The 20,394-nt window shown below is 48.8% G+C and carries 28 protein-coding genes; 24 read left to right on the top strand and 4 right to left on the bottom strand.

The window, feature by feature from the left end; translation table 11 throughout:
- Positions 1–57: 57 nt before the first annotated feature.
- The gene (locus CCY32_RS16250; protein WP_088332598.1) at positions 58–1,482 is read left to right on the top strand and encodes a sodium-dependent transporter; all 1,425 of its coding nucleotides are present in this window, start codon (positions 58–60) and stop codon (positions 1,480–1,482) included.
- Here the strand turns inward: CCY32_RS16250 and CCY32_RS16245 are convergent.
- Both CCY32_RS16245 and CCY32_RS16240 read right to left on the bottom strand, forming a co-directional pair.
- Positions 1,475–2,272 (bottom strand): NAD-dependent epimerase/dehydratase family protein, encoded by a 798-nt coding sequence (locus tag CCY32_RS16245; protein ID WP_088332596.1) that lies wholly within the window; start codon positions 2,270–2,272, stop codon positions 1,475–1,477. The genes CCY32_RS16250 and CCY32_RS16245 overlap by 8 nt on opposite strands.
- An 81-nt stretch (positions 2,273–2,353) precedes the next feature.
- Positions 2,354–3,127, bottom strand: a complete 774-nt coding sequence (locus CCY32_RS16240) for a DUF2884 family protein (RefSeq protein ID WP_088332594.1) — start codon at positions 3,125–3,127, stop codon at positions 2,354–2,356.
- A gap of 259 nt (positions 3,128–3,386) precedes the next feature.
- On the opposite strand from CCY32_RS16240, the gene CCY32_RS16235 reads away from it, so the two are divergent.
- A complete protein-coding gene (locus tag CCY32_RS16235) occupies positions 3,387–3,581 on the top strand; it encodes a hypothetical protein (protein ID WP_088332592.1) in 195 nt (64 codons plus the stop codon).
- A 37-nt stretch (positions 3,582–3,618) separates the two neighbouring features.
- On the opposite strand, the gene CCY32_RS16230 is transcribed toward CCY32_RS16235, so the two are convergent.
- A complete protein-coding gene (locus tag CCY32_RS16230; protein WP_246840654.1) occupies positions 3,619–3,834 on the bottom strand; it encodes a DUF2892 domain-containing protein in 216 nt (71 codons plus the stop codon).
- A gap of 198 nt (positions 3,835–4,032) precedes the next feature.
- Here CCY32_RS16230 and CCY32_RS16225 point away from each other — a divergent pair, with 198 nt between their 5' ends.
- The 22 genes from CCY32_RS16225 to rplQ all read left to right on the top strand — a co-directional run bounded on the left by CCY32_RS16225 (position 4,033) and on the right by rplQ (position 19,358).
- Positions 4,033–5,160 carry a PatB family C-S lyase gene (locus tag CCY32_RS16225; RefSeq protein ID WP_088332588.1) on the top strand — a complete coding sequence of 376 codons (1,128 nt, stop codon included), beginning with the start codon at positions 4,033–4,035 and terminating at the stop codon, positions 5,158–5,160.
- Positions 5,161–5,299: 139 nt separating this feature from the next.
- Positions 5,300–5,887 (top strand): tetratricopeptide repeat protein, encoded by a 588-nt coding sequence (locus CCY32_RS16220; protein WP_088332749.1) that lies wholly within the window; start codon positions 5,300–5,302, stop codon positions 5,885–5,887.
- An 85-nt stretch (positions 5,888–5,972) separates the two neighbouring features.
- Positions 5,973–8,297 carry a ribonuclease R gene (gene rnr / locus CCY32_RS16215; RefSeq protein WP_088332586.1) on the top strand — a complete coding sequence of 775 codons (2,325 nt, stop codon included), beginning with the start codon at positions 5,973–5,975 and terminating at the stop codon, positions 8,295–8,297.
- Positions 8,298–8,300: 3 nt separating this feature from the next.
- Positions 8,301–9,050, top strand: coding sequence for a 23S rRNA (guanosine(2251)-2'-O)-methyltransferase RlmB (gene rlmB / locus CCY32_RS16210; RefSeq protein WP_088332584.1), 750 nt, complete (start codon positions 8,301–8,303; stop codon positions 9,048–9,050).
- A 122-nt stretch (positions 9,051–9,172) separates the two neighbouring features.
- Entirely contained in the window at positions 9,173–10,531 is a 1,359-nt protein-coding gene (locus CCY32_RS16205) for a DUF4397 domain-containing protein (RefSeq protein ID WP_088332582.1), read from the top strand.
- Between the two features lie 365 nt (positions 10,532–10,896).
- The gene (rplN, locus tag CCY32_RS16200; RefSeq protein ID WP_062475966.1) at positions 10,897–11,265 is read left to right on the top strand and encodes a 50S ribosomal protein L14; all 369 of its coding nucleotides are present in this window, start codon (positions 10,897–10,899) and stop codon (positions 11,263–11,265) included.
- Positions 11,266–11,277: 12 nt separating this feature from the next.
- Positions 11,278–11,592, top strand: coding sequence for a 50S ribosomal protein L24 (gene rplX / locus CCY32_RS16195; protein WP_088332580.1), 315 nt, complete (start codon positions 11,278–11,280; stop codon positions 11,590–11,592).
- Between the two features lie 15 nt (positions 11,593–11,607).
- Positions 11,608–12,147 (top strand): 50S ribosomal protein L5, encoded by a 540-nt coding sequence (rplE, locus tag CCY32_RS16190; RefSeq protein WP_062475973.1) that lies wholly within the window; start codon positions 11,608–11,610, stop codon positions 12,145–12,147.
- Between the two features lie 11 nt (positions 12,148–12,158).
- Complete coding sequence (gene rpsN / locus CCY32_RS16185) at positions 12,159–12,464, top strand: 30S ribosomal protein S14 (protein WP_062475975.1); 306 nt, start codon at positions 12,159–12,161, stop codon at positions 12,462–12,464.
- Positions 12,465–12,477: 13 nt separating this feature from the next.
- The gene (gene rpsH, locus CCY32_RS16180; RefSeq protein ID WP_062475978.1) at positions 12,478–12,870 is read left to right on the top strand and encodes a 30S ribosomal protein S8; all 393 of its coding nucleotides are present in this window, start codon (positions 12,478–12,480) and stop codon (positions 12,868–12,870) included.
- 14 nt (positions 12,871–12,884) lie between these two features.
- A complete protein-coding gene (rplF, locus tag CCY32_RS16175; RefSeq protein ID WP_088332578.1) occupies positions 12,885–13,418 on the top strand; it encodes a 50S ribosomal protein L6 in 534 nt (177 codons plus the stop codon).
- A gap of 12 nt (positions 13,419–13,430) precedes the next feature.
- On the top strand, positions 13,431–13,784 hold the full coding sequence (rplR, locus tag CCY32_RS16170) for a 50S ribosomal protein L18 (RefSeq protein WP_088332747.1): 354 nt from the start codon (positions 13,431–13,433) through the stop codon (positions 13,782–13,784).
- A gap of 9 nt (positions 13,785–13,793) precedes the next feature.
- A complete protein-coding gene (rpsE, locus tag CCY32_RS16165; RefSeq protein ID WP_062475983.1) occupies positions 13,794–14,294 on the top strand; it encodes a 30S ribosomal protein S5 in 501 nt (166 codons plus the stop codon).
- Between the two features lie 6 nt (positions 14,295–14,300).
- Positions 14,301–14,483, top strand: coding sequence for a 50S ribosomal protein L30 (gene rpmD, locus CCY32_RS16160; RefSeq protein ID WP_088332576.1), 183 nt, complete (start codon positions 14,301–14,303; stop codon positions 14,481–14,483).
- Between the two features lie 3 nt (positions 14,484–14,486).
- Complete coding sequence (rplO, locus tag CCY32_RS16155; protein ID WP_088332574.1) at positions 14,487–14,921, top strand: 50S ribosomal protein L15; 435 nt, start codon at positions 14,487–14,489, stop codon at positions 14,919–14,921.
- Between the two features lie 5 nt (positions 14,922–14,926).
- Positions 14,927–16,246, top strand: a complete 1,320-nt coding sequence (gene secY, locus CCY32_RS16150; RefSeq protein ID WP_088332572.1) for a preprotein translocase subunit SecY — start codon at positions 14,927–14,929, stop codon at positions 16,244–16,246.
- 25 nt (positions 16,247–16,271) lie between these two features.
- Positions 16,272–16,385 carry a 50S ribosomal protein L36 gene (gene rpmJ, locus CCY32_RS16145; RefSeq protein WP_088332570.1) on the top strand — a complete coding sequence of 38 codons (114 nt, stop codon included), beginning with the start codon at positions 16,272–16,274 and terminating at the stop codon, positions 16,383–16,385.
- A 104-nt stretch (positions 16,386–16,489) separates the two neighbouring features.
- Positions 16,490–16,846, top strand: coding sequence for a 30S ribosomal protein S13 (gene rpsM, locus CCY32_RS16140; protein WP_088332568.1), 357 nt, complete (start codon positions 16,490–16,492; stop codon positions 16,844–16,846).
- A 12-nt stretch (positions 16,847–16,858) separates the two neighbouring features.
- Entirely contained in the window at positions 16,859–17,248 is a 390-nt protein-coding gene (gene rpsK, locus CCY32_RS16135) for a 30S ribosomal protein S11 (protein WP_088332566.1), read from the top strand.
- A 30-nt stretch (positions 17,249–17,278) separates the two neighbouring features.
- Complete coding sequence (gene rpsD, locus CCY32_RS16130) at positions 17,279–17,899, top strand: 30S ribosomal protein S4 (RefSeq protein ID WP_062476000.1); 621 nt, start codon at positions 17,279–17,281, stop codon at positions 17,897–17,899.
- A gap of 22 nt (positions 17,900–17,921) precedes the next feature.
- Positions 17,922–18,911, top strand: a complete 990-nt coding sequence (rpoA, locus tag CCY32_RS16125) for a DNA-directed RNA polymerase subunit alpha (protein WP_088332564.1) — start codon at positions 17,922–17,924, stop codon at positions 18,909–18,911.
- A gap of 42 nt (positions 18,912–18,953) precedes the next feature.
- Positions 18,954–19,358: a 50S ribosomal protein L17 gene (gene rplQ / locus CCY32_RS16120; RefSeq protein WP_062476006.1), complete on the top strand. Its 405-nt coding sequence runs from the start codon at positions 18,954–18,956 to the stop codon at positions 19,356–19,358.
- Between the two features lie 77 nt (positions 19,359–19,435).
- On the opposite strand, the gene CCY32_RS16115 is transcribed toward rplQ, so the two are convergent.
- Complete coding sequence (locus tag CCY32_RS16115) at positions 19,436–20,206, bottom strand: hypothetical protein (protein ID WP_141096258.1); 771 nt, start codon at positions 20,204–20,206, stop codon at positions 19,436–19,438.
- Positions 20,207–20,394: the final 188 nt, after the last annotated feature.

Below are 20,394 nucleotides of genomic sequence, written 5' to 3'. Positions count from 1 at the left end.
AAATAACCGGATAAAACACTATCCACTGGCGGTTTATAATAATAAAAAGGATCAAGAATGAGTTCAGCTCCTCGTGAAGAGTTTGGTTCAAGGTTGGGGTTCATCCTTGCAGCTGCAGGCTCAGCCGTTGGCATTGGTAATATGGTGGGGTTTCCCGTTGCAGCTGCAAAAAATGGCGGCGGCGCTTTCCTGTTAATCTACACCTTGTTTGTTTTCTTTATCTGTCTGCCGGTCATGCTGGCGGAAATGTCCATCGGCCGGCATGCCAAAAAAGATCCTCTCGGTGCGTATCGGGATATCTCCGGTGCAGAATCGAAATGGAAGCTCGCTGGCTGGCTGGCCATACTGACTCCCTTTATGATTGCCGTCTTCTATACGGTTATCACCGTATGGCTCATCGGCTATCTATTTCAGGTTGTTATTGGCAATCTTGACGTGCTCGCGGACCCAGCCACCTTCGGTCAGTTTATTAATACGGGTGATATCTTTGCCTACATGTTGGCAGTTGCCGCAATTGTTTTTCTAATCCTGCAAGGGGGCGTGCGACAAGGTATTGAGAAAGCCGCCAAATTCTTAATGCCGGCATTGTTTTTCATGTTAGTGGCCTTAGTTATCTTTGTGCTGACCCTGGACAATGCAATAGAAGGGGTAAAGTACTACCTGATCCCGGACTTCAGCAAAATTAATGCCTCGGTGGTGAGTGCGGCCCTTTCTCAGGCGTTTTTCTCATTGTCCTTGGGGATGGGAATATTGATCACTTATGGCTCCTATCTGTCGCGCAAAAACTCGGTGCCTGGGTCAGCCAGACTGGTAGCATTGACCGACACCCTGGTGGCCTTTGTGGCCGGGTTGCTGCTGTTGCCCGCGGTGTTTTCCTTTAACCCCGATACCAATATGGCGGATTTGAGCGATTCTTCAGTGGGCATGATTTTTACCTTCTTGCCAAAAATCTTCCTGGCCCTGCAAAGCAGCATAGGATATGGCGGCGCCAGCTTTGTCGCTGCGGTGTTCTTCTTGCTGGTATTCTTCGCTGCGATTACCTCACTGGTGTCTATTATAGAGGTGCCCACCGCGGCGCTGATGGATGAAAAAGGGTTAACACGTCGCAAAGCACTGATGGTGTTGGGTGTTGGCATCGGACTGCTAACACTGGCTGCGACCACGTCCTTTGGCATGCTGAGCTTTTTTACTGAGCTAACGCATTATGCGGGTATGAATAAGTCTTTCTTCGACCTGCTGGTGGATGTGTTCTATGACACTATTCTGCCTCTGAATGGCCTGCTGGTGTGCTTGTTCGTTATCTACCGATGGAAAAAAGTGAATTTTAATAATGCATTGCGCGAGGGCGACGAAGGCTACAAGGGAAGCTTCTATGAAAAATACGTCGATTTTTCCCTGGGTACCTTTATCCCTGTCATCCTGCTGGTGATCTTCGTCAACACCGTGGCCATTAAGTTCTTTGATGCCGGTCTGTTTAACTGACCGGCATTGAAAACGGACTCGGATAGGTCAGCTCCAGCCCCAGCGCCTGGAGTGTGGCGCTGGCATCGATGATTTTTCCATCGCTATCCGTGTCAGGCAAAAACTGCGGAGCCGGTAGTCCGGCTTTTTCGGCAGCCCAGATATAGAAATCGGCTCTTGATGGATGCTCGGTGGCGGCCAGATGACATACCTTGCCCCAATACTCTTTCCTGATGATGCGTAGCACCGCATTGATCACATCCTGCTGATGAATCAGATTAACCGGATTTGCGCCACCGCTAAGCTGGTCTCTGCCAGCAAGATGTTTGACAGGGTGGCGCTGGGGACCGATCAGTCCTGCCAGACGCAAAACGGTGCCCCCCTGTTTCAGTATCTCTTGCTCAATCCTGATGTGGGCCTTAGCCGAAGGAGTGATGGGGTTGACCGGGCTCTGTTCTGTCACTCTGCCTCGGCGATCACCATACACAGAGGTGGTGCTGATAAATAAAAGGTTTTCACAGCCATTCTCAATGCCGAAATCTATGAGTCCAAGTATTTCGCGGGTAAAGAATTCAGAATGCTCACGATAACGTCCGGGCGGCAGGTTGAGGATAAGTGTTGTTTTATGCCAGATGTTTGCGGGGATTTGCTTTCCCAGTTCAAACTGATGGGCGTTTATGCCCAGGTTTCGAAGAGCATTTTGTTTTTGTTCGCTACGACAGGTACCCGCGACGTCAAAGCCCTGCGCGAGAAGGCTTACGGCTAGAGGTTGTCCCAGCCAGCCGCAGCCTAAGATACTGATATTAGTCATGATATGATGCAGTAAAATGAAGGTCAGTCATGTCACCACTATACCAGAGCCGGGAATCCGAGTGAGGTCAGTCCCGCTTTACTACATCAATTTGTGCTGTGCATCCACGCGGACCACATCCAACCCCGACAGTGAAGGGATCTCCCGACTGATCTGTTGTTCCAGATCGTCTAAGCGGGTCAGATCATAGCAGAGTCCATTCGCACGCTGCTCAATCACTTCGGCCTTGGCGGTGATGCGCTGTTCGATTTGTTCGCCGAAGTTTTCCATGCGCTTCTCAAAGCCGCTCATGTCTCCGCCGCTTTTAAGCATTTGTTTGCCCATGGCGATCATGACGCTGCCCATCGAGCGTGCCACCATCTCCTTCACCTTTGCTTCGACTTCCTCTTCAAACTGGGGACCCAGTAGTTTGTCATCTTTGAGGTTTTTGGAGCTGAAGCGGATGCTACCGTCATCGGCATAGAGTTGCGTGGAGACTCTGTTTCTCAGAGCATCCATCTCATCACTGAATTCCAGCACCAGGTTGTCGTCGTAGCCCAGCAGTTCACCAAAGGCATGGTTGATGCCTTCACTGGCCAGTGCAATAGCATCCATGGCGATGTCGGCGACCTGGGGGGCCAGTTCAGATACCTGTTGATGGTATTGATTGAGCAATTGTTGCTGCGAACTACTTAACGACATGCTGTCGCCATCATACGTGGCGCTGCTTCCGTCCAATACTAAAGGTCGTTGGTCCAGGGTTGAGACGGTTAAAATGCCCCGCTCAAGGCTGAGATCGCCTTTCAGATTGACGTTACAGTCTGACGCCAGAGCAGAGGTTCCGACCAGCAGCAATGAGGCAATGAGTACTTTCATGAGGTTTCCTTAATGATAACGAGCAGTTCTATTATGCCTGATCACAGTAGCAACCCGTGTGCCAGAAACCTAACTATATGAATAATATAATTTTATTAAATAGCATGCCGATTGAAAAGCGCGCGTCTTGGTCAAAATCGCAACTTTGTAGGCGTTTTACTCATTCCCTGCCATAAACATAAAAATTTGATCTGGTACACTGATCGGCAAAGCTTTTTGCGGCATAATACGCCCATCATCACACATTTGAGGCATTATTATGGGAAATTGGGTAGAAGCAATTTTATTTGGGTTCGCGCTACTGGCTTTTGTCTTGGGATTAAGCAGCATACTGATGGCAGTAATACACAAGCCCGTCGAAGCTGGCGATGCCATGAAATCAAAAGTTGAATACGGTTTTTTTGGTGTCACTGGCCTGGTACTGGGACTACTTTTTATCTACGCCTTGTCGTGAATGACCACAAAAAAGGCGCCGCGGGCGCCTTTTTTATTTAACGGGCATGGTGGTAGGTATCGATGCCCAGCAATTTGTAAAGCCAGCACACCCCCGTGGAGACGGTTGTCCACAGCATCAGGCCTACGACGACGAGTGCGATACTGACTGCAGTTGGGAAAATACCCTCTACCGCTAACGCCAGCAACACACATGACAGCACTGACCGCAGTGCAGTATCCCACACGCCTACATTGTCTTTATCTTGCATCATCTTCTCCTTGTCATTTGACTTGAGTATCTACCCTTTTAAACAACAAATTTTTGATGAGGATCAAACTACAACAGGCTCCCTGATTGAAAAGGGATATAAGTTGTTCCAGATCAAAGTTGCGTCCACTATATGACTCTTAATAGAGTAATAGCCTGTTAACTCAATACTTTCCACTTCAAGCATCGTAACGGGACGAATATGAATTTTGACCAGATTGTCGACCGCAAACCAACCTTCTCTTTCAAATGGCAGAAATACCAGGGCAAGGACATTTTGCCCATGTGGGTGGCCGATACGGAATTCAGGTGTGCACAACCCATATTGGATGCGCTGACGGCCCGGGTCGAGCATGGGGTGTTAGGTTATACCTTACCGGCGCAATATGAACCGGCGAAGCAGGCCGTAGCCAGTTGGTTGCAAAAGCGCTATGACTGGCGCGTCGAACTTGACTGGATTGTATGGATGCCGGGCGTTGTGCCTGGCTTCAATGTTGCGTGCAAAGCCTGTTGTGAACCCGGCGATAAGGTCATGATTCAGGTACCTAATTATCCCCCTCTGCTGGCAGCGCCTCAGCTTAATCAATTACATCGGGTGGATATTCCAACACTGGAGCAAGACGGACGCTGGATGCTGGATTTTGATGAACTGGAGAAACAGGCCGCAGATCCTAAAACCAAACTGTTTGTCCTGTGTAATCCGATGAACCCGGTTGGCACGGTACTCAGTGAGGCAGAACTGGCACGAATCGCTGATATTTGTCGACGTCATGATGTCACCCTGTGTAGTGATGAAATCCACTGCGACCTCATTCTTGATGAGCAGGCTTGCCACCTTCCAGCCGGAAAAATCGAAGCCCTCAAGGACAACAGCATTACATTGATGGCGGCGAGCAAAACCTTCAATATTGCCGGACTTGGCGCCGCTTTTGCGATTATTCCGGACAATACATTGCGACGCCGTTTCAATCAGGCGGCAATGGGCATTGTCCCCTGGGTCAATGTGTTAGGGCTGTATGCTACAGAGGCCGCCTTTACGCTATGCGATGAGTGGTATCAGCGTCAGCTGGAGTACTTGCGTGAAAACAGGGATTATCTGGTTGAGCAAATCAATCAGATTGATGGCCTTAGGGTCAACGCGCCCCAGGCAACCTTTTTGGCGTGGGTGGATGCCAGTGGTTTAGGAGTGGATAATCCACAAGCCTGGTTTGAAGAAAAGGGAGTAGGGCCGTCACCGGGGACGGATTTCGGCAACAAGCAGTTTGTACGACTCAATTTCGGTTGTCCTCGTGACTATCTGCACCAGGCCATAGCACGATTGACCCGATAGAACCTTGTCGGGAGCGTGGTGATTCCCTTTATAAATTGCGATATTTGCCGATACTAAAAGTGGTGTGAAATGGCAGACGTTAGAAATTGGGAATGAGAATATGATCAAAAAACTGTGTTGTGCAGGTTTATTGTCAGTAATGATTGGCCCGGTAGCGGGGCAACAAACAGATCTTAAAGCCGTACAAATCTATTCTCAGGATGAATTGATTGCCATGATCAATGAAAACACCCACCTCGACAGAGTCGTCATGGATGACTGTCAGTTAGTGCAGGACATCGAAGCCCGGGCGGCAACGCTGAAACTGCCTGCCTATCAATTTCTGTGGGGAGACATGCTGGCCTGGGGAGTGTGTCTTAAAGCCGACCCGGAACGGGGAATACACTATATGCATGAGGCCGCCGAGCAAGGCCTGCCCGCCGCAATGGAACAATTAGGCCGCTACTACGCCGTGGGCCGGTTGGTGCAGAAAGATATCGACAGGGCTATCGTTTTCTTAAGAGAAGCCGGTAGTCTGGGCAATCTAAAAGCACAGTTACGATTGGCTGAATTGTTTATCGAGGGCCATGGCAGCCCTTATGACTACGAAGATGCGTATCACTGGCTGTATAACGCCATCACCGCAGATAAAGGGCAACATGAACAGATTGCCCGTTGTCTGCAAGAACTGGAAAAACTTATGCACCCTAAAGCAGTACGCAAAGCTCGACGCCCGCTAAACAGCTAACCGGCTGCCAGTTAAATTCTACAATCATTCGGGCGTCGAATTCGTTATACTGGGCATTAAATGTCCACAACAACGGAAGCAAGCATTGCCAACGCAACACGACGACCCTTATTACCAGCGCGAAAAAGAAAAATACGACAACCCCGTTGCCAGCCGGGAATACCTGCTGCAGATCCTCACCGATGAAAATAAACCCCTGTCTATGCTCGAGATTTGTGAGCTGGTAGAAGCCAGGGATGAAGAGAGTCGTATTGGCATTCAGCGTCGCTTAAGGGCCATGGAGCGCGAAGGTCAGATACTGTTTAACCGTAATAAGAAATATGGTCTGGCAGATAAAATGGACCTGATCCGGGGACGAGTCATTGGTCATCGGGATGGTTTTGGCTTTCTAAAGCGTGAAGATGGTAAGCCCGATCTCTTTATTCACAATGCTCAGATGCGAACCCTGCTGCATGGTGATGTGGTACTCGCTCGCGAGAGTAATCAGAATGTTAAGGGTAAAACAGAAGCGCGTATCGTCAGGGTGGTAGAGCCCCGGGTTGAACCTGTGGTAGGTCGCTATTTTGTTGAGCATGGATTTGGTGTCGTGGTGCCCGACGACAGCCGTATTTGTCAGGATATTGTGATACCGCCAGAGCAAACTGAGGGGGCGCGCCAGGGCCATGTAGTTGTGGTGGAAATCGTACAGCGTCCGAATAAACGCGTTAACGCCACCGGCAAAATTATCGAAGTGCTGGGAGAGCATATGGCTCCGGGCATGGAAATTGAAATGGCGATGCGCACCTACGACATTCCCCATGACTGGCCGAAGGCGGTGACGCAGCAGATTAAAAGTCTGACGGAACAGGTGCCGGAAGAGGCCAAGCAGGGTCGTATCGACCTGCGCCAACTCCCCCTGGTCACGATTGACGGTGAAGATGCCCGGGATTTTGATGACGCAGTGTATTGTCAGCCACGGGATGACGGTGGCTGGACACTGTGGGTAGCAATTGCCGATGTCAGTTATTACGTCAGACCCGGCACCGCATTGGATAAAGAAGCGATTGAACGCGGCAATTCAGTGTACTTCCCTGAACAGGTTGTGCCCATGTTGCCCGAGGTGCTGTCCAATGGCTTGTGCTCACTTAATCCTGAGGTGGACCGACTGTGTATGGTCTGTGAGATGCACATTGATAAAACCGGTCACCTCAAGAGTTACCAGTTTTATGAAGCCGTAATGAATTCACATGCGCGACTGACCTACAACAAGGTCTGGGACATTTTGCAGGGTGACAAAGAGCTATATCAGCGCTATGAACCATTAGTGCCGAATCTTCGTGACCTGCATGACCTGTTCCGGGTGCTTAAAAAAGCACGGGCACAACGTGGTGCCATTGAGTTTGAAACGCAGGAAAATAAATTCATTTTTAATGCCCAGCGTAAGATTGATCATGTGGTGGCCGTTGAGCGCAATGATGCGCACAAGATGATCGAAGAGTGCATGATCCTTGCTAATGTGAGTGCGGCCATGATGCTGCAGAAGTATGAGGCAGAGGCGCTTTATCGGGTTCATGACAAGCCCGATCCTGATCGTTTGATGACGTTTTTAGGTTATCTGGCAGAAGTGGGGATTCCTCATGGTATTGGTAATGACCCGGTACCTGCGGATTTTTCTAATGTGGTGAATAAAGTTGCCAAGCGTCCGGATCAGGAACTGATTCAGACCATGCTGCTGCGTTCCATGAAGCAAGCTATCTATGATCGTGAGAATATTGGTCATTTTGGTCTGGCGCTGGAAGCCTATGCACACTTTACCTCCCCCATACGTCGTTATCCGGATTTGGTGGTGCATCGTGCGTTAAAAGGCATATTGGATAAGCAGGCTAAACGTAAGAGTAATTCCGGTGGGAAAGCCTATTCCACCGAAGAAGTGGTGCAACTGGGTGAGCAATGTTCGATGACCGAGCGTCGGGCTGACGATGCCACCAGAGATGTGGCCGACTGGCTCAAATGTGAGTTTATGCAGGATCATGTCGGAGAAAGCTTTGATGGGGTGATTGCCTCGGTGACCAGTTTTGGCTTTTTCGTACGCCTGAGTGAGTTTCACATTGATGGCCTGGTACACATCACTGCACTTGAAAATGACTACTATCATTTCGATGCCGTTAAACAACACCTCATTGGCGAAAACTTTGGCACGGTCTATCGCCTCGGCGATCTGGTGAGGGTGAAAGTCGCCGGTGTGAATCTTGATGACCGTAAAATTGATTTTGTTCTTGATCAGCCGCAGGGCAAAGGGAAAGGCGGGCGTAAAGTCGCCGTGAAAAAAGCCAAAGGAAAACGCACTACTACAGAAAAACCGGCCTCAGGCAAAACGGCGAAGCCTAAAGGTCGGCCCGGTAAACGAAAAACGACAAAAGGCAGGAAGTAGGCAATGGCGCAAACCCAATGGTTGTATGGTCTGCATGCATTGGAAGCTTTGGTAGAACGTGAGCCAGAGCGGTTGATTGAACTGTTCGTTCTCAAGGGGCGTGACGACCAACGTCTTACTGATATTGTCAATCAGGCCCGTCGCTTTGGTGTGTCCGTGCAATTCTGTCAGCGCCGTACCCTTGACGATAAAGTCGAGGGGGCTCAGCACCAGGGCGTTGTTGCTAAAGCCAAGCCGGCGCGGGTTCTCGACGAAAGTGATTTGGACGCCATTATCAATGCAACAGCACAACCCTTTTTGTTGATTCTCGATGGCGTCACGGACCCTCATAACCTCGGGGCCTGCATCCGCAGTGCGGATGCGGCAGGCGTGCATGCGGTTATCGTACCTAAAGATAAGTCCGCAGGCTTAACACCTACCGTCAGCAAAGTGGCATGTGGTGCCGCTGAAGTCATGCCCTTTATTCAGGTGACTAACCTGGCACGAACCCTCAAAGAGTTGCAGCAGGCGGGTGTCTGGGTGGTGGGCACTGCAGGTGAAGCGGAACAAAGCCTCTATGAAGCAAAATTGACGGGGCCTATGGCATTGGTCATGGGTGCAGAAGGAAAGGGCATGCGTCGCCTGACCCGTGAACATTGTGATGAGCTTATCAAGCTTCCGATGGCAGGCTCCGTGTCTAGTCTGAACGTCTCTGTGGCAACTGGCATCTGCTTGTATGAAGTGGTCAGGCAGCGCCTGTCAACAACTGCCTGAGTCTCTTTCTCGGTTAGATCCCCACCGTAAAGTAATGTAAAGCAGTGTAAATTAAGTGTAAGGACGAGAACCGGGCGCCCGCCCGGTGGTCTTTTTTGCTCTTGTAAGCAAAAGGACCGATTATGAACCTGCGAGTTATATCTGTATTTCTACTTCCCGTTACACTGCTGTTACTGACGGCCTGTGGTAGCTCCGATGACGGTGATAGCACTTACCCTCAAGCCTACGTGCAATTTTACAATGGCTCTGCCAATAGCGCTTCAACAGGCCTTTATCTGGACGATGTCGAGCTGGGTGATGCCGCATATGGCGATGCAACCAGCCTGTTTACAGTCGATGAGCAGGAAACCCTTCTCAGCCTTAAATATGAAGATACCAATGATGCTCTGATTGAGCTCATGAGTCTGGATGTGTCGCTCAGTGATGGTTACAAATCCCTGTATCTGATGCTGGGTGATTATGCCGATCCGGATTTGATTGAGCATCAGTTCAAGCGCTCGGAGCTGGAAGATCATTTTACTCTTCAGGTCACCTCAGCCATAAGCGAGCGGTATTTCGATCTCTATATCGGTGAAGCGGGCGCTTCAATCACCCAGGCCTACTTTATCGGTGCATTGAACTACGGTGAATTGCTGGACACGGAATACTGGGATGCAGATTCTGACGGTGCGCACTGGGATCTGGATGACTATGTGGTGTATCTGACTGAGCCCGGCACCACAGAGGTGGTGTTTGAGAGCGATACCATGAGTTTTGATTACGAAACTGAGTATGTCATGGTGATAAGGCACTCCTCAGGGGCATCTGAGGAAACATTGATTGCCGATTTGATTATCAATTCCAGTAGTGTCCCTGAATACAAAGACATCCGCTCCGGCGCACACTACCGTTTCTATAATAGCCTGAATGATGAGCAGACGCTGAACCTGACACTGAGTGGCAGTGACATGTCGCAAAGTCTTGAGGTGCCGGGCGGTGTGTTAAGCCCATTTACGTCGATTAAGTACGGCGATTACCAACTGTCTGCCAGTACCGCTGATGGAACTGTCATGATGAGTCATCGCTTACTGACCCTGAATCAGGGAGAATCTAAAACGGTGGTGTTATACACCGATGAAGACAACAACCTTGACTCACTGGCCTTTGAAGAGAGTGACTCACCCCAGGTGTACGAACACGATCTCAATGTTGTGAATCTGGTGCAGGATTTTAGCAATATTGACGTTTACTTTGTCAGACAGGATGAAACGGTAGAGACAGCGAAATACAGCATGCTCAATCTCAGTTACGCTGAATCGGACGGCATCACCCTGCCCAGTGATTACTATGACGTTATTGCACTATATGATGACAACAGCGGTAACCAGACCCTGATAGCACAAACCTCAACGCTGGCGATAGATGAAGCGGTAAGTTATCTTTTCTCCATCCAGCCGGATGTCGAAGTGGGTAGCGGATACCGTATTGTGGTGCTTAACTAAAAAAACGCATAGCAAGCCGCTATCGTGCTTTCTTATTACTGCGACAGGCTTAGGCAATCTGTCGCAGTTGTCAGCTTTTCTACCGGACGATTTCCTTTTTCCCGCACGAAGCGTTATCCTTGTGCGCCTGAAATAGGAAGCGTCACGCTTTCCTTGTCCTCTACCCTTCCGGGTCCTTTTTTGCCCATAAACAGGGCTGTCGTCGAGGCCTCCGACGTTAAAAAACAATCCCGTTGTTTTTTTCAACATTTCGGGTATCACAATGCGTTCAATTCTGTTATAGTTTCGCGCCCTTTTTGTGGGGGTATGACTATTAAAGCAGCTAATTGGCCTGTAAATGGCCTTAACAACAGCGGAGCACTAGCATGATCCAAATGCAAACTAACCTGGATGTGGCCGATAATTCCGGCGCTCGCAGGGTTCAGTGTATTAAGGTTCTTGGTGGCTCGCATCGCCGTTATGCACATATCGGTGACATCATCAAAGTTACCGTCAAGGAAGCAATTCCTCGCGGTAAAGTTAAAAAAGGTGACGTACTGAATGCAGTGGTGGTGCGTACTAGAAAAGGCGTTCGTCGTCCTGACGGTTCTCTGATCCGTTTTGATAACAACGCAGCCGTGTTGCTTAACACCAATAAGCAACCCATTGGTACGCGTATCTTTGGCCCGGTAACCCGTGAGCTTCGTGGAGATCAATTCATGAAGATCATCTCACTGGCCCCAGAGGTATTATAAGGAGTCACGATAATGGCAAGAAAAATTCGTCGTGATGATGAAGTTGTCGTTCTAGCCGGTAAAGACAAAGGGAAAACAGGCAAAGTCCTGCAAGTACTGACTGAGTCTGACCGTCTGGTTGTAGAAGGTGTGAATTTGATGAAGAAACACCAGAAGCCTAACCCTCAGTTAGGTGTCGCTGGTGGAATCGTTGAGAAAGAAGCATCAATTCATGTATCGAATGTCGCGATCGTTAACCCTAAAACGGGTAAAGCGGATCGTGTCGGTTTCCGTTTTGAAGATGAGAAGAAAGTACGTTTCTTCAAGTCTGACGGCGAACTGGTTTAATTATTGGAGATTACGATGGCGAAACTGCATGATTTCTATAGAGAAACAGTAGTGGCGGAACTTGCGAAGCAGTTCGGTTACAAAAGCGTCATGCAAGTCCCTCGGATTGAGAAAATCACCCTGAACATGGGTCTGGGTGAAGCGGTAGCAGACAAGAAGGTGTTGGAAAACGCCACTTCTGACATGCAAGCAATTGCTGGTCAGAAGCCAGTTGTCACTGTTGCACGCAAATCTGTAGCGGGTTTTAAAATCCGTGAAGGATATCCGATTGGCTGTAAAGTAACCCTACGTGGCGAGCGTATGTGGGAATTTCTTGAGCGTTTGATTTCAATCGCTATCCCGCGTATCCGTGATTTCCGTGGCCTGAATGCTAAGTCATTCGACGGTCATGGTAACTATAGCATGGGTGTTCGCGAGCAAATCATCTTCCCTGAAATCGACTTTGATAAAGTGGATAAGGTACGTGGTATGGATATTACCATCACTACGACTGCCGGGACTGATGAAGAAGGTCGCGCTCTGCTGGCTGCTTTCAACTTCCCATTCAAGAAATAAGGTGTAGGGTTATGGCAAAACAATCAATGAAAGCACGCGAAGTAAAGCGTGCCAAGCTGGTAGCCAAGTACGCCGAGAAGCGTGCTGAGCTTAAAGCCATTATCAGCAGTGTAAATTCTTCTGATGAAGAACGTTGGGACGCGGTTCTCAAGCTGCAACAACTGCCTCGTGACTCTTCCCGTGCACGTCAGCATAACCGCTGTCGTATCACTGGTCGTCCACATGGTTTCCTGCGTAAGTTCGGCCTTAGCCGGATTAAATTACGTGAAGCGGCCATGCGTGGTGAAGTCCCTGGTCTGAAAAAAGCCAGTTGGTAAGGAGTAGCTTAAGATGAGTATGCAAGATCCTATCGCGGATATGTTTACCCGCATTCGTAACGGTCAGCTGGCGAATAAAGTTTCCGTTGCTATGCCCTCTTCAAAGCTGCGCGTTGCTATTGCAAAAGTGCTGAAAGAAGAAGGTTATATCACTGACTACCAGGCCTCTGGTGATGTTAAGCCGGTCCTAGAAGTGACGCTTAAGTACTTCGAAGGCAAAAAGGTTATCGAAACTATCGAGCGAGTCAGTCGCCCTGGTCTGCGCATCTATAAGAAAAAAGATGAGCTGCCAAAAGTAATGGGTGGTCTGGGTGTCGCAATCGTTTCCACATCCAAGGGCGTGATGACCGACCGTGCGGCGCGTAAAGCGGGCATGGGTGGTGAAGTCATCGGCTATGTAGCGTAACGGAGGAGTAATCGATGTCACGTGTAGCAAAAGCCCCGGTTGATATCCTGTCTGGTGTTGAAGTCAACATCAATGGCCAGGAAGTCAGCCTGAAAGGTAAAAACGGAACGTTAAATTTTGTGTTTAATGACGGTGTAGAAGTCGTAAAAGAAGAGAGTCAATTGAAAACTCTTCCTCGCGATGGCGTAGCCGATGGCTGGGCGCAGGCTGGTACTGCTCGCTCCGTACTGAACAGCATGATGATTGGCGTTACTTCGGGTTTCGAGAAGAAACTGGAGCTCAACGGTGTTGGTTACCGTGCGCAAGCACAAGGTAACAAACTGAATTTGACCCTGGGTTTCTCTCACCCTGTTTCCTACGAAATGCCTCAGGGCATCAGCGTAGAAACTCCTAGTCAGACTGAAGTTGTCGTCAAAGGCGCCGACAAGCAGCTGGTGGGTCAGGTCGCAGCTAACATTCGTGGATATCGTCCACCAGAGCCTTACAAAGGTAAAGGTGTTCGTTATGCCGATGAAGTTGTACGTCGTAAAGAAGCTAAGAAAAAGTAGGTGGGTGATACGATGGATAAGAAAACATCTCGTTTGCGTCGCGCTACCCGCGCCCGCAAAAAGATCAGTGAACTGGCAGCGCATCGCCTGGTGATTCACCGCACACCTCGTCATATCTATGCACAACTGATTGCCCCTAACGGCTCAGAAGTGCTGGCGACGGCATCTACTGTTGAAGCGGATCTGCGTAAAGACCTGAAATCCACAGGTAATGCAGAAGCTGCAACCACAGTAGGCAAAGTGATCGCTGAGCGCGCGATTGAAAAAGGCATTAAAGAAGTGGCTTTTGATCGCAGCGGTTTCAAGTATCACGGTCGAGTGAAGGCATTGGCTGATGCTGCTCGCGAAGCAGGTCTTCAGTTCTAGGAGTTAATTATGGCTAAAGTAGAAGTTCAAAACGGTGAACTGTTAGAAAAGCTGATTGCCGTAAACCGTGTGTCTAAAGTGGTTAAAGGTGGTCGCATCTTTAGCTTCACTGCATTGACTGTAGTGGGCGACGGTAATGGTCGTGTCGGTTTTGGTTACGGTAAAGCGCGTGAAGTACCCGCTGCTATTCAAAAAGCAATGGAAAAAGCACGTCGTAACCTGGTTACCGTGGATCTGAACGGGACAACCCTTCAGCATCCGATCAAGGGGCGTCATTCCGGCTCCAAGGTATACATGCAGCCAGCATCAGAAGGTACTGGTATTATTGCCGGTGGTGCAATGCGTGCGGTCCTTGAAGTGGCTGGTGTACAAGACGTACTTTCAAAATGCTACGGATCTACCAATCCTATTAACGTAGTGCGTGCAACAATCAATGCCCTGGTTGAGATGAAGTCTCCAGAGCAGGTTGCCGCTAAGCGTGGATTGGCCGTAGAACAGATTTTGGGGTAATGGACAATGGCTAAGACTATCAAAATTAAGCAAACCAAGAGTGCGATTGGCCGACTGCCCAAGCACAAAGCTACGCTGACTGGTTTGGGTTTAGGTCGCATTGGTCGTGTCCGTGAGTTGGAAGACACTCCTGCTGTTCGCGGCATGATCAATAAAGTCAACTATATGGTTGAGATAGTGGAGGAGTAATCCATGCATTTGAATACACTTGCTCCTGCACCTGGAGCGAAACAATCTTCCAAGCGGGTAGGCCGAGGTATCGGTTCCGGTCTGGGTAAGACTGGTGGCCGTGGTCACAAAGGCCAGACTTCACGTTCAGGCGGAAAAATCCGTCCGGGCTTTGAAGGTGGTCAGATGCCTATCCAGCGCCGTTTGCCTAAGTTTGGTTTCACGTCACGTAAATCTATGGTCTCTGACCAGGTGACACTGACTGAAATCGCTAAGGTTGAAGGCGATGTGGTATCACTGGAAACCCTGAAAGCAGCGAATCTGGTTAAGAAAGATGTGCTGTTCGTCAAGGTAATGAAAAGTGGTGACCTCAATCGCGCGGTGACTGTAAATGGCTTGAAGGTAACTAAAGGCGCTCGTGAAGCTATTGAAGCTGCTGGCGGTAAAGTAGAGGAATAAGCTAAATGGCTAAACCAGGACTGGATTCAGGTGCCAAAGGCGGGCTGAGTGAACTGAAATCAAGGCTGTTATTTGTCCTTGGTGCGATTATCGTATTCAGGCTCGGTTCATTCGTGCCTATTCCTGGTATTGATGCAGCCGTACTCGCTCAGCTTTTTGAGCAGCAAAAAGGCACCATCGTGGAAATGTTTAATATGTTTTCCGGTGGTGCACTTGAGCGCGCATCAATATTGGCGCTTGGTATCATGCCTTATATTTCGGCATCCATTATCATGCAGTTGATGACAGTTGTGCATCCGCAGATGGCTGAACTGAAAAAGGAAGGTGAGGCAGGGCGCAAGAAAATCAGCCAATATACGCGGTATTTGACCCTTATATTGTCAATTTTCCAGGCTATTGCCATCGCTACTGGTTTGCCTAATCTGATGCAGGGATTGGTGCTCAATCCTGGTTTTGGATTTTACTTTACAGCTGTAGTCAGTTTGGTCACAGGAACCATGTTCCTGATGTGGCTGGGTGAGCAGGTTACTGAACGTGGCATAGGTAATGGTATTTCTATCATTATCTTTGCGGGTATCGTAGCTGGATTGCCTACCGCCATCGGTCAGACAGTAGAACAAGCCAGACAGGGCGACCTGAATATGCTGTTTCTGCTGTTGATTGGTGTCATCATCGTTGCTGTTACTTACTTCGTGGTATTTGTCGAGCGTGGTCAACGTCGTATCGTCGTTAACTATGCCAAGCGTCAGCAGGGCCGTAAGGTGTTTGCCGCGCAAAGCACGCATTTACCGCTGAAAGTGAACATGGCAGGGGTTATTCCACCAATCTTTGCGTCCAGCATCATCTTGTTCCCGGGTACCATTGCCAGTTGGTTTGGTTCCAATGAGAGCATGTCATGGTTGCAGGATGTATCGTTGATGTTGTCCCCAGGACAGCCTCTGTACGTATTGCTTTATGCTGCGGCGATCATTTTCTTCTGTTTCTTCTACACTGCGTTGGTGTTTAACCCACGTGAGACAGCAGACAACCTGAAGAAATCCGGGGCTTTTGTACCTGGTATTCGCCCTGGTGAGCAAACGTCCAGATATATTGATAAGGTCATGACCCGACTGACGCTGGCAGGTGCCTTATATATTACCTTTGTATGTTTAGTGCCCGAGTTTATGATGATTGCCTGGAACGTTCAGTTCTACTTTGGCGGGACATCATTGCTGATTATCGTGGTGGTAATCATGGACTTTATGGCACAGGTGCAGACCCATTTGATGTCTAATCAGTATGAGTCTGTTCTGAAAAAAGCTAATCTTAAAGGCTTCGGCCGTTAAGATTGGTCAATCACGGAGTAACGAAATGAAAGTTCGTGCATCTGTTAAGAAGATTTGCCGTAACTGCAAAATCGTCAAACGCAACGGTGTTGTGCGAGTGATTTGTGTAGAGCCGAAGCATAAGCAAAGGCAAGGTTAATCGATAAACAAGCTCATTTGAGCTAAATTTGCAATTTTGTCATCGGATAAGTATCCTAGCGGGCTTTTTAGGCTGATGACATATTAACTAGAGGAGTGCTGTTAGTGGCCCGTATCGCTGGCATTAACATCCCTGAACACAAGCACACTGTAATCGCTTTAACTAGCATTTACGGTGTTGGCGCCACACGTGCGAAAAGCATCTGTGCAGCCGCAGGTGTTGCAGAGAGTACTAAGATTAAAGATCTTGATGAAGCGCAAGTTGAAAAACTTCGTGAAGAAGTCGCCAGATTCACTGTTGAAGGTGATCTGCGTCGCGAAGTTTCAATGAGCATTAAACGTCTGATGGACCTAGGTTGTTTTCGTGGCATACGCCATCGTCGCAGCTTGCCTATACGAGGTCAGCGCACTAAAACTAATGCGCGTACCCGTAAAGGTCCTCGTAAGCCGATTAAGAAGTAAGCGGGGGGATTTATGGCAAAAGCACCAGTACGTACACGTAAGCGCGTAAAACACCAGGTAGCAGATGGTATGGCTCATATCCATGCCTCTTTTAACAACACGATAGTGACCATCACGGATCGCCAGGGAAATGCCTTAGCATGGGCAACCTCCGGTGGATCTGGTTTCCGTGGTTCGCGTAAGTCCACGCCTTTTGCTGCTCAGGTAGCTGCAGAACGCGCCGGAATCGCGGCACAGGAATACGGTCTGAAAAACCTTGAAGTGTTTGTAAAAGGTCCAGGTCCAGGCCGTGAGTCTGCGATCCGTGCCCTGAACGCGACGGGTTACCGTATCACTAACATTACCGATGTGACGCCTATTCCTCACAACGGTTGTCGTCCACCTAAGAAACGTCGCGTTTAAGCACGTTTTCAGGACAGTTGGAGAAAGATCATGGCAAGATATTTGGGTCCAAAACTCAAACTTAGCCGCCGCGAAGGAACGGATTTGTTCCTTAAAAGTGGCGTTCGGGCAATTGACTCGAAATGTAAGATAGACACTGCACCAGGTCAGCATGGAGCCCGTCGTGGCCGCTTGTCTGACTACGGTGTGCAGCTGCGTGAAAAGCAAAAAGTACGTCGTATGTTCGGCGTGTTGGAAAAGCAATTCCGTAACTACTATAAAGAAGCGGCACGTCTGAAAGGCAATACAGGTGAAAACCTGCTTCAGCTTTTGGAGCAACGCCTTGACAATGTTGTTTACCGTATGGGGTTTGCCAGCACTCGCTCTGAAGCGCGTCAGTTGGTTAGCCACAAAGCCATTCTGGTAAATGGTCAGGTTGTTAACGTTCCTTCTTTTAACGTTTCTGCTGAAGACGTTGTGTCTGTTCGTGAGAAGGCCAAAAAGCAAGCACGTATCGTTGCTGCTCTGGAACTCGCCGACCAGCGTGAAAAGCCTACCTGGATAGAAGTGGACAGCAAGAAGATGGAAGGCACTTTCAAGCGCATTCCAGAGCGTGGTGACTTGTCTGCCGAAATTAACGAACAGCTGATCGTCGAACTTTACAGTAAGTAAAGAAGGTCAAAGAGAGGAAACAATGTCGGGTTCTGTAACTGAATTCCTTAAACCAAGGTTAGTCGAGATAGATAACGTATCCCAAACTCGCGCCAAGGTGACCCTTGAGCCGCTGGAGCGTGGCTTCGGTCACACATTGGGTAACGCGTTGCGTCGTATTCTGTTGTCATCCATGCCTGGATGTGCGGTAACAGAAGTGGAAATTGATGGCGTACTGCATGAGTACAGCACCAAGGAAGGTGTCCAGGAAGACGTTATCGAAATATTGTTGAACCTGAAGGGTTTGGCAGTGCGTCTCGAGGGCAAAGATGAAGCCAATCTTACCCTGGTTAAATCTGGTGCAGGCCCAGTTGTAGCGGGTGATATACAGCATGATGGTGATGTCGAGATTGTAAATCCTGATCACCTGATCTGTACCTTGACCGGTGATGCGTCTATTAACATGCGCATTAAAGTGGAAAAGGGACGTGGCTATGTTCCGGCTGCCGCTCGCCGCACCTCTGAAGAAGACGAGAGACCAATTGGTCGTTTGTTAGTCGATGCTTCTTTCAGTCCGGTTGAACGTATAGCGTATGCAGTAGAGTCTGCGCGTGTCGAACAGCGTACTGACTTAGATAAACTGATTATCGATATGGAAACCAACGGCACTATCGATCCTGAAGAAGCCATCCGCCGCTCTGCCACTATTCTGGCAGAACAACTGGATGCCTTCGTTGAATTAAGGGATATCAAAGAGCCAGTTGCCAAAGAAGAAAAGCCGGAGTTCGATCCGATTCTACTTCGTCCTGTTGATGATCTTGAGCTTACTGTACGTTCAGCGAACTGTCTTAAGGCAGAAGCTATCCAGTACATCGGTGATCTGGTGCAGCGCACAGAAGTCGAGCTACTTAAGACCCCTAATCTGGGTAAGAAGTCTCTGACTGAAATAAAAGATGTGCTTGCTTCTCGCGGTCTCTCATTGGGTATGCGCCTGGAAAACTGGCCCCCAGAGAGTATTGCTGAGAAAGACTAATCAGGTCGCAAGTTAAACTGATTTGTTAAGAAGGAAAGAACCATGCGCCATCGTAAGAGTGGTCGTCAGTTAAATCGCAACAGCAGCCATCGTCAAGCGATGTTTCGCAATATGGCAGGTTCTTTGGTGAAACATGAAATCATCAAAACCACGTTGCCTAAAGCGAAAGAACTGCGTCGCGTAATTGAGCCTCTGATCACACTGGCTAAGCAGGACAGCGTTGCGAATCGTCGCCTCGCGTTTGCCCGCACAGGTGATAAAGAGGTTGTAGGTAAACTGTTCAATGACTTAGGTCCACGTTACACCGAACGTCCAGGTGGTTACATTCGTATTTTGAAATGTGGCTTCCGTACCGGTGACAACGCGCCTATGGCCTATGTTGAATTGGTTGACCGCCCTGTTGTAGACGTTGAAGAAGACGTTGCAGAAGAAGCGGTAGCTGAGTAAGTTGACCAAGAAATTAAAAAACCGGGATTATCCCGGTTTTTTATTGTCTGTAGTAAGGTACTTCGATGAGGTGATCCTTATTGATCGTCCAACTTTGCCATCAGGCTTGCAAAGTCCTCATCCGTGATGCCGCCATTATGGGCATAGACTTTGAGGACGTCATCCTTAATACCCGCTCCCCTGGCCGCCGCCAGGATCCGCAACAAACTATTATCTTCAACACTCGACTCTTTGAACGCCGTAGTAATCACTGTTTCTGTGCTTTGCGGGTAAGAAACCAACAGGGCTTCTACAATATATTCTCCAACCAATGGCACGGCGCTAATAGCTGTAGTGATGATTTCGGCTAGGCGATTCGGTTGGGCTTCGGCGACGGAACGAACAATAGTGTCGGCAGAGTTAGGTTCAGTAACCACTGCGATTCGGACAATATCCTGTAGCTCTTCCGGTGTGGCATGGGTCGCTGTATTGACGACAAAATCGATATAGCTTGGTTCTGCGTTAATTGCTGCCTCTACAATCTTCGCACAATGTTGTGGGTAGGTTTCTATAGCAATGCTAACAACATCTTCTGTTAAGGCTGGTTGGGCTGATATTGCAGCATGCACTATTTCCCGGTATTGATCCGGGTACAGTGCCAGCGCTGTTGAAATAACAATTTCCACATCTTGGGGGTAGTGACTGACGATCGCTTTGATCGCTCTGCCCACAGACATGTTTTGCTCCACCTGCTTTTCAATAAAGTCGATGGTTTTATCATCTGCTGGCAAAGGCTGTGGTGCTTCGGCAAAGACCTGGCCTGTCAAAGACAAGCAAAGCAATGCTGTTGTACAAAGTACTCTCTTCATTCACCGAATTCCAAAAAAAGAAGCTACATCAGGACTAGTTAGGACTGAAATTGTAAACAAGAGTTCAAAATTAACAAAAAACAAACAAAAAAGCACAGAAAACAGGCGTTTGGTGTAAAAACAGGCAAACAAACAGGAAAAATCATAAATTTATTACCTGTGGGGTTGACGACAGCAGAGAAGTCTCT

Source organism: Lacimicrobium sp. SS2-24, from assembly GCF_002201535.1.
In the GTDB taxonomy this organism is placed as follows: Bacteria; Pseudomonadota; Gammaproteobacteria; order Enterobacterales; family Alteromonadaceae; genus Lacimicrobium.
Note: the sequence above shows the minus strand (reverse complement) of the source record. Positions and strands in the feature narration are given on the sequence as shown.